At 63.8% G+C, this 7,255-nt stretch carries 4 protein-coding genes and 1 rRNA gene; 4 read left to right on the top strand and 1 reads right to left on the bottom strand.

The window, feature by feature from the left end; genetic code table 11:
• Both rrf and CV023_RS18625 read left to right on the top strand, forming a co-directional pair.
• A 5S ribosomal RNA gene (gene rrf / locus CV023_RS18630) occupies positions 1 to 115 on the top strand; the annotation flags it as partial.
• A gap of 388 nt (positions 116 to 503) precedes the next feature.
• Positions 504 to 1,382: a DoxX family protein gene (locus CV023_RS18625; protein ID WP_230748569.1), complete on the top strand. Its 879-nt coding sequence runs from the start codon at positions 504 to 506 to the stop codon at positions 1,380 to 1,382.
• Positions 1,383 to 1,488: 106 nt separating this feature from the next.
• On the opposite strand, the gene CV023_RS18620 is transcribed toward CV023_RS18625, so the two are convergent.
• Entirely contained in the window at positions 1,489 to 2,673 is a 1,185-nt protein-coding gene (locus CV023_RS18620; protein ID WP_230748568.1) for a DUF6882 domain-containing protein, read from the bottom strand.
• A gap of 269 nt (positions 2,674 to 2,942) precedes the next feature.
• Here CV023_RS18620 and CV023_RS18615 point away from each other — a divergent pair, with 269 nt between their 5' ends.
• Positions 2,943 to 4,676 carry an ABC transporter ATP-binding protein gene (locus CV023_RS18615; RefSeq protein WP_230748571.1) on the top strand — a complete coding sequence of 578 codons (1,734 nt, stop codon included), beginning with the start codon at positions 2,943 to 2,945 and terminating at the stop codon, positions 4,674 to 4,676.
• Between the two features lies 1 nt (position 4,677).
• Complete coding sequence (locus CV023_RS18610; protein WP_284934810.1) at positions 4,678 to 6,822, top strand: ABC transporter ATP-binding protein; 2,145 nt, start codon at positions 4,678 to 4,680, stop codon at positions 6,820 to 6,822.
• The last annotated feature ends 433 nt before the right edge of the window (positions 6,823 to 7,255 follow it).

Here is a 7,255-nt window from a genome sequence, read left to right as displayed (position 1 = left end):
TGGTGATAGTGGTGGGGAAACGCCCGGTTAACCGTTCCGATCCCGGTAGCTAAGCCCATTTCATGCTGATGGTACTGCAACTTGGTGGTTGTGGGAGAGTAGGTGACTGCCGCAATATTTTTTGGAGAGGGTCACCCCCTGTTGGGGGTGGCCCTCTTCGTGTATTCACACCCAAACACAAACGACCGGGAAGCACGGTCTCAGCGGTAGTGTCCTAGCCCAGAGAACCATCGCGACGGTCTTCCGGTTTTCCTGCCTCGCGATATGGTTCTCCCAACCTTTCTTGCCGCTCTGATATCGATAGTCTGAAGACATGTCTGCAGGCACTTCTCCTACATCCGAACCTGAACTTTCCGATCGGCCGAGCGCCACCTCGGCAAAGAAGAACCCCCGGACCAGAAGTCGATGGTTCGGTGTCCTCTGGGCGGCACACTGGGTGCTGCGAATGCTCTTGGTGCTCTCCCTGACGCCCTATGCGTTGACAAAGGTCTTCCCACACTCAGATGGGCTACTCCGACTACGCTGACGCACTCGTCCAGTACGGAGAGATGAGCCCGATGGGCCTTCTCTGGCGGTTCATGGCCTTCTCGCCCACTGTCCAGCTGCTTGCCGGCCTCGCCGAACTCCTCGCCGTGATCCTCCTTCTGTTCCGGCGCACAGCCTGGCTCGGAGCGCTCATCGCGGCTCTCGACATGGGTGTTGTGTTCCTCCTCAACCTCACCTTCGACGTCCCCGTCAAACAGCTCTCTGGAGCCATGACTCTCGTCGCATTGATCCTGCTCATACCCAACCTCGGCCGGCTCGTCTCCTTCCTGCTAGGGCGGCCCACACGAGCGGCCGTGAACGGTCGCATCTGGAAGAACCGGAGGTTCATCGCCATCACCCGATGGACCTCGCCGCTCCTCGCTCTCGTCATCATCGCCGGCGGCGGCCTGGCGGTCGGCAGCTCGGTCGGTTGGGGCCAGTCTGGCGAACCCACTGCACTCTCTGGTGTCTACTCCGCAACCGCCGAGGGCACAGCGACCGACATCGAGGGCGCAGACCACACCACCGATGACATCACCCAGATCGCCTTCAGTCAGCACTCCGTCAACGGCTACAGTCGTGCCAGCCTGCGCTACTCGAACGGGGACTACCAGGACGGCACCTACTCGATCGACGGCGACTCCGTGTCCCTCAGACTGTTCCCCATCCGGCAGGGCGCACAGGGGCTTATCCGAGACTACGAAGCTGAGATCGGGTTCGAATACACACGGATCGGCGACGACGGGTTCCGCCTGAATACCGATGGTGCCGAGATGATGATCCGCAGCGATGCCGAACGCCGGTTCTTCTTCGATCGCGGATTCCACTGGGAGTCGGACGTGCCCATCAACCGCTGACTCTCATCCAGTTAACGCTCGAGGACCCGGACCTCCGTGAAGTCCGGGTCCTCGAATGTCAGAGCGAGCTCGCAGTCACCCTCGCGAAGTCTGGGGCTGTGAAACCTCAGCGACCGAAGAGCTTGGAGAAGAGCCCCTTCTTCTTCGGCTTGTCCTCGGCCTGCTTCTCCGCATCGGACGACCGGGTCGGCTCCTCGTCGGCGGTGCTCGACGAGGCTTCGTCCGCATCGTGTTCCTGTCTCCCCGCCGAACGTTCGCTGGCGGACGGGGTCTCCGCGGCCGACTGTGAGCCGCTGGTGGGGGACTCGTCGTTCGCCGAGGCGGCTGCGGCCTTCTCATCGGCTGCGGTGGTCTCTTCGTCGGCGGTGCCGGACGGGGCCTCGAAGCGTGCGCCGACCGGCGTCGTCTCGGAGGCTTCGGCGTCTCGGTCCTTCGCGACGGCCGCCGCATCGGATCCGGTCTCGGCAGGCTTCGGTGCGCTCGTTCCTCCGACAGGCGATCCCGTCGGTGCGGTAGCCGCGGCCTCGGATCCCTGCGCACTCGAGGCGGCCCCCACCTCGGCGGGGGGAGTCGTGTTCGCTTTGGCGAACTGCTCGGCGGCCTCGCCCTCGAGTGAGGCGTGGAAATCGCAGTTCGAGATCCGCCGCTGCTCATCGAAGGACAGATCGGCCGAGCCGTCGGCGAAGAGGATCCGCACCCCGCCTTCGGGCAGCTCGGCGGTGGGAATGCCGCGCTTGGCGACATAGGCGTCGAGAGCCGCACGGTGATCGGTCACCGTCGTCTGGGTTAGCCCCTGCATGAGCGCCCGCACCGCCACCTTGACCTGGGGTGCCGGGAGCGCAAGCTCGGGAGCGTCGACGAGGAGCCACACGGTGGTTCCGGCGCCGGCCGCAGCAGGATAGTGCGCCCACTTCCCGGTGGCTTCCTTCGCCGCCAAGGTCAGGCGCAGGGCAAGTTCGTCATCGAGATCGAGCTCCGGGGTGATGAGCTCCTCTACGTCCTCGGCGGCACCGAATTTGCGGACATCGTGGGAGAGGCCGACAACAGCCTCGGGGAACTCATTGATGTTCTCCCACCCCCACAGCCACGTGTTCTGGCCGCTCGATTCGGAGCCGAGCAGATGCGGCCGGGTGCGCAGCGTCGTCCCGTCCTCCGCGGTGAAGCTCAGGTGCGGGTCGGCGGTGAAGTCGACTTCCCAGGAGGCATCGGCGATGAGGCCCCCGAAATGCGACTGCATCTCTGTGGAGTAGAAGACGGCGCGGTTGACCAGGTCCTGCAGAGTTGTGCTCATGTTTTCAAGACTAGAGATGTCCCGCCCAGAAGCGAGGAGGCACGCGGAACCGGCCCCGAGGTCACCGTTCCGAGGGGACGATCGAGAAGCTCGCCCGGGGTCGCGCTGACGGTCCTGTCGCGCTCGTGTCAGTGCCGCATGGTGGACTGTTCTCGTGGGAAAGATTCGGCAGGCATCTACCGCTGGGAGGTGATCGTCGGTAGGATAGCATGTCGCGCTCATTCATCTCACGACGTCTCATCCGCCACTCTTCACTCAGGACGTTCAACGTGGCCTTACTCCGCCTGTCCCTGAAATACGCGAAGCCCTACTGGGTCTTCATCGTCTTCGTCGTTGCCCTCCAGCTGGCGGCGACCATCGCGGCTCTCTACCTGCCGAGCCTCAACGCTCGGATCATCGACGAAGGCGTCGCCAAAGGTGATACCGACTTCATCTGGTCGACCGGAATGACGATGCTCCTCGTCTGCCTCGTCCAGGTGGTCACCGCGATCAGCGCGATCTACTTCGGTGCCCGCACCGGCATGGGCGTCGGCCGCGACCTGCGGCGCGCCATCTACGGCAAGGTCGACGAACTCTCGATGCTCGAGGTCGGGAAGTTCGGATCCGCGACACTGATCACCCGCAACACCAACGACGTCCAGCAGGTGCAGATGCTCGTGCTCATGACGCTGAACTTCATGGTCTCCACCCCGATTATGTGCATCGGCGGCATCATCATGGCACTGCGCGAGGACGCCGGACTGTCCTGGCTGGTGTGGGTCTCCGTGCCGGTCCTCTTCATCGTCGTCGCGATCCTCGTCTATCTCCTCATGCCGCTGTTCCGGCGCATGCAGGACCAGGTCGACGACATCAACGGCGTCCTGCGCGAACAGATCACCGGCATCCGAGTCATCCGTGCCTTCGTCCGCGAGCCCTTCGAGACCGACCGCTACGCCGATGCCAACCGCGCCCTGACCGAAACCTCGGTCAAGGTCGGAAACCTCTTCGTCCTCATGTTCCCCGCGATCATGATGATCCTCCACCTCGCCACCGCCGCGGTGCTGTGGTTCGGCGGCCACCGGGTCGACGCCGGGCAGATGGAGGTCGGCTCGCTGACGGCGTTCCTGCAGTACCTGCTGCAGATCCTCGTGGCCGTGATGATGGGCGTGTTCATGATGATGATGATCCCGCGCGCGGTCGTCTGCGCCGAGCGCATCTCCGAGATCCTCGACACCACTTCCTCCATGGTCATCCCGAAAGGCGTGAACGAACTCCCGCGCCGAGGTGAACTCGAGTTCCGCAATGTCACCTTCGGCTACCCCGGGGCCGAGGTGCCGGTCCTCGAAGGTCTCGACTTCACCGCGAAGCCGGGCACCACGACGGCGATCATCGGATCCACCGGTGCGGGCAAGTCGACGATCGTCAATCTCATTCCCCGCCTCATCGACCCCCAGGTCGGAGAGATCCTCATCGACGGTGTGCCGGTGTCCTCATTCAACCGCCAGCAGCTCGCACAGCTCGTGGGGCTGGTCCCGCAGAAGCCGTATCTGTTCTCCGGCACGATCGCGAGCAATCTGCGCTTCGGCAACGAGGAGGCAAGCGATGAGGAGCTGTGGGAGGCACTGCGCATCGCCCAGTCCGATGACTTCGTCGCCGCCAAGGAGCACCACTTGGAGGAGGGTGTCGCCCAGGGCGGCACGAACTACTCGGGCGGGCAGCGCCAACGCCTCTGCATCGCCCGGGCCCTGACGGCCAAACCGCGGATCTACGTCTTCGACGATTCCTTCTCCGCCCTCGACGTGGCCACGGACGGCCGCCTGCGCGAGGCCTTGGCCGCGTCCACCGGCGATGCCACGGTCGTGGTCGTCGCCCAACGCGTATCGACGATTCGCAGCGCCGACCAGATCATCGTCCTCGAAGACGGCAAGATCGTCGGCCGCGGCACCCATGAGGAGCTGGTCGCGGAGAACGAGACCTATCAGGAGATCGTCGAATCCCAGCTGACCACGGAAGAGGTGAACTGACATGGCCGAGGACGCCACCGAATCCACCACCGTCGTCGACAGGGAAGACGACTACATCCCCAGCGGTGAAGAGCTCGAGATGAGCGGGGGAGTGCCGCCGCGGAAGGCCAAGCATTTCTGGCCCTCGGTCAAACGGCTCTTCGGACTCATGGCCAGCGAGAAGGTCGGACTCATCAACGTCGTCCTCCTCGTCGTCGGTTCCGTGGTGCTCACCGTCATCGCTCCGAAGGTTCTGGGCAAAGCGATGGACGTCGTCTACTCCGGCGTCATCGGATCCCAGCTGCCGGCCGGGGCGGACATCGCGGACATCATCGCCGGAGCCAGGGCGGAGGGCCGCGACGACTTCGCGGACATGCTCGCCACCGCGGATGTGGTCCCCGGGCAGGGCATCGACTTCACAGCTCTGGGACAGATCATCATCATCGTCCTGCTCATGTACCTTGTGGCCTCGATGCTCATGTGGGCGCAGGGCTACATTCTCAACGCCCTGGTGATGCGGGTCGTCTACCGACTCCGCGAGGACATCGAACGCAAGATCAACCACCTGCCCCTGCGCTACTTCGACACCAGGCAGCGCGGCGATGTGATGTCGCGGGTGACCAACGATGTCGACAACATCCAGCAGGCGCTCCAGCAGGCCTTCTCGCAGCTGGTGCAGTCGGCGCTGACGATCATCGGCATCGGCGTGATGATGTTCGTCGTGTCCTGGCAGCTGGCGCTGCTCGCACTCATCGCACTGCCGCTCTCGGCGATCATCGCCGGGGTCATCGGAACTCGGTCACAGAAGCTGTTCAAGGCGCAGTGGAAGCACACGGGAGCCGTCAACGGCCATGTCGAGGAGTCGTTCTCGGGCCTCGACATCGTGCGTGCCTTCGGCCGCGGCGAAGTCATGCGGGACGAGTTCGACCGTCGCAACGAATCGCTGTACACCGCCTCGGCGGGTGCTCAGTTCGTCTCCGGGATGATCATGCCCTCGATGCAGTTCGTGTCCTACCTCAGCTATGTCCTCATCGCGGTCGCCGGCGGTCTCAAGGTCGCTTCCGGGCAGATGACGCTGGGCGATGCGACCGCGTTCATCCAGTACTCGCGCGAGTTCTCCCAGCCGATTTCCGAGATGGCCGGTGTGGCCAATATGCTCCAGTCCGGCGTCGCCTCGGCGGAACGGACCTTCGAGCTCCTCGACGCCGAGGATGAGGAAGCCGATGATGCTCACGAGGCCCTAGCACAGAGGACTCCGGGCAAGGTCGAATTCTCCGAGGTCAGCTTCCGCTACGCCCCGGAGACGCCCCTCATCGAGAAGGTCTCCTTCACCGCGGATCCGGGACAGACGGTGGCGATCGTCGGACCCACCGGAGCAGGCAAGACGACGCTGGTCAACCTCGTCATGCGCTTCTACGAGATCACCGGCGGGACCATCTACCTCGACGGAATCGACACTCGGGAGCTGACCCGGGCGGACCTGCGCTCACATGTGGGCATGGTCCTCCAGGATGCGTGGCTGTTCGAGGGCACCATCGCCGAGAACATCCGTTACGGCCGACTGACCGCCACCGACGATGAGGTGATCGAGGCGGCCAAGGCGACGATGGTCGACCGCTTCGTCAGGCAGCTGCCCGAGGGCTATGACACGGTCATCGACTCCGACGGCGGCAGCGTCTCTGCCGGTGAACGTCAGCTGATCACGATCGCTCGCGCGTTCCTCGCCGATCCCTCGCTGCTCATCCTCGATGAGGCCACCTCCTCGGTCGACACCCGCACCGAGGTGCTGGTGCAGCAGGCCATGGCCGCACTGCGCACGGATCGGACCTCCTTCGTCATCGCCCACAGGCTCTCGACGATCCGCGACGCCCACACCATCCTCGTGATGGAGGACGGCGCGATCGTCGAGCACGGCACCCACGATGAGCTCCTGGCCGCAGGAGGCGCGTACCACCGTCTCTATATGTCGCAGTTCCGCGGAGAGGACGCTGAAGAGCAATTCACCGCCGAGGTGCTCGCCGAGACCGAGACCGAACCCGGTGCCATCGGTGAGGAGACGAGCGCTGAGTCCGCTTCTGCTGCCGGTTCCGCTTCCGCAGCCGGTTCCGCTTCCGCTGCTGGCGGAGAAGGCGGAGACTCCGAGCGAGGCGATTCTCAGGAGAGCTGACTCGACCTCTGCGCCAGAATGGCACTTCGCCAGAATGGGCTCCGACGCTTCGTCGTAGGGGCCCATTTCTCTGTTTTTGCGGGTAACGATTATCTGAGGCGAGCGGTCATTCTTCTCGGGATTGTGACAGCTCTGTCGTCACGGGCCGCGGAGCCCCGCGGCCCGTCCTGGAGGGCGAATCCCCTGGTGGTCCTGGTGGCCTGGGAAAGTTCTCACAATGGGGCAGGCCGGTGTCCGGGTGCGCGACATATCGAAGTGATAAATGTTGCAGAAAACAGCAATCACACTTTCGTCATGTACTAAACGGGCTCTTCGTAAACGAGAGTGTAGGTCGGTGATTCCAGATCACGGCGTGGCGTTGCCCGGATAGACGTCGAGGTCTTCCGATGATGGAAGTTCTCACACAACCCATCCGAAAGACCTCGACGTGGCC

This window comes from Brevibacterium sp. CCUG 69071 (genome assembly GCF_021023135.1).
GTDB lineage: Bacteria > Actinomycetota > Actinomycetes > Actinomycetales > Brevibacteriaceae > Brevibacterium.
Note: the sequence above shows the minus strand (reverse complement) of the source record. Positions and strands in the feature narration are given on the sequence as shown.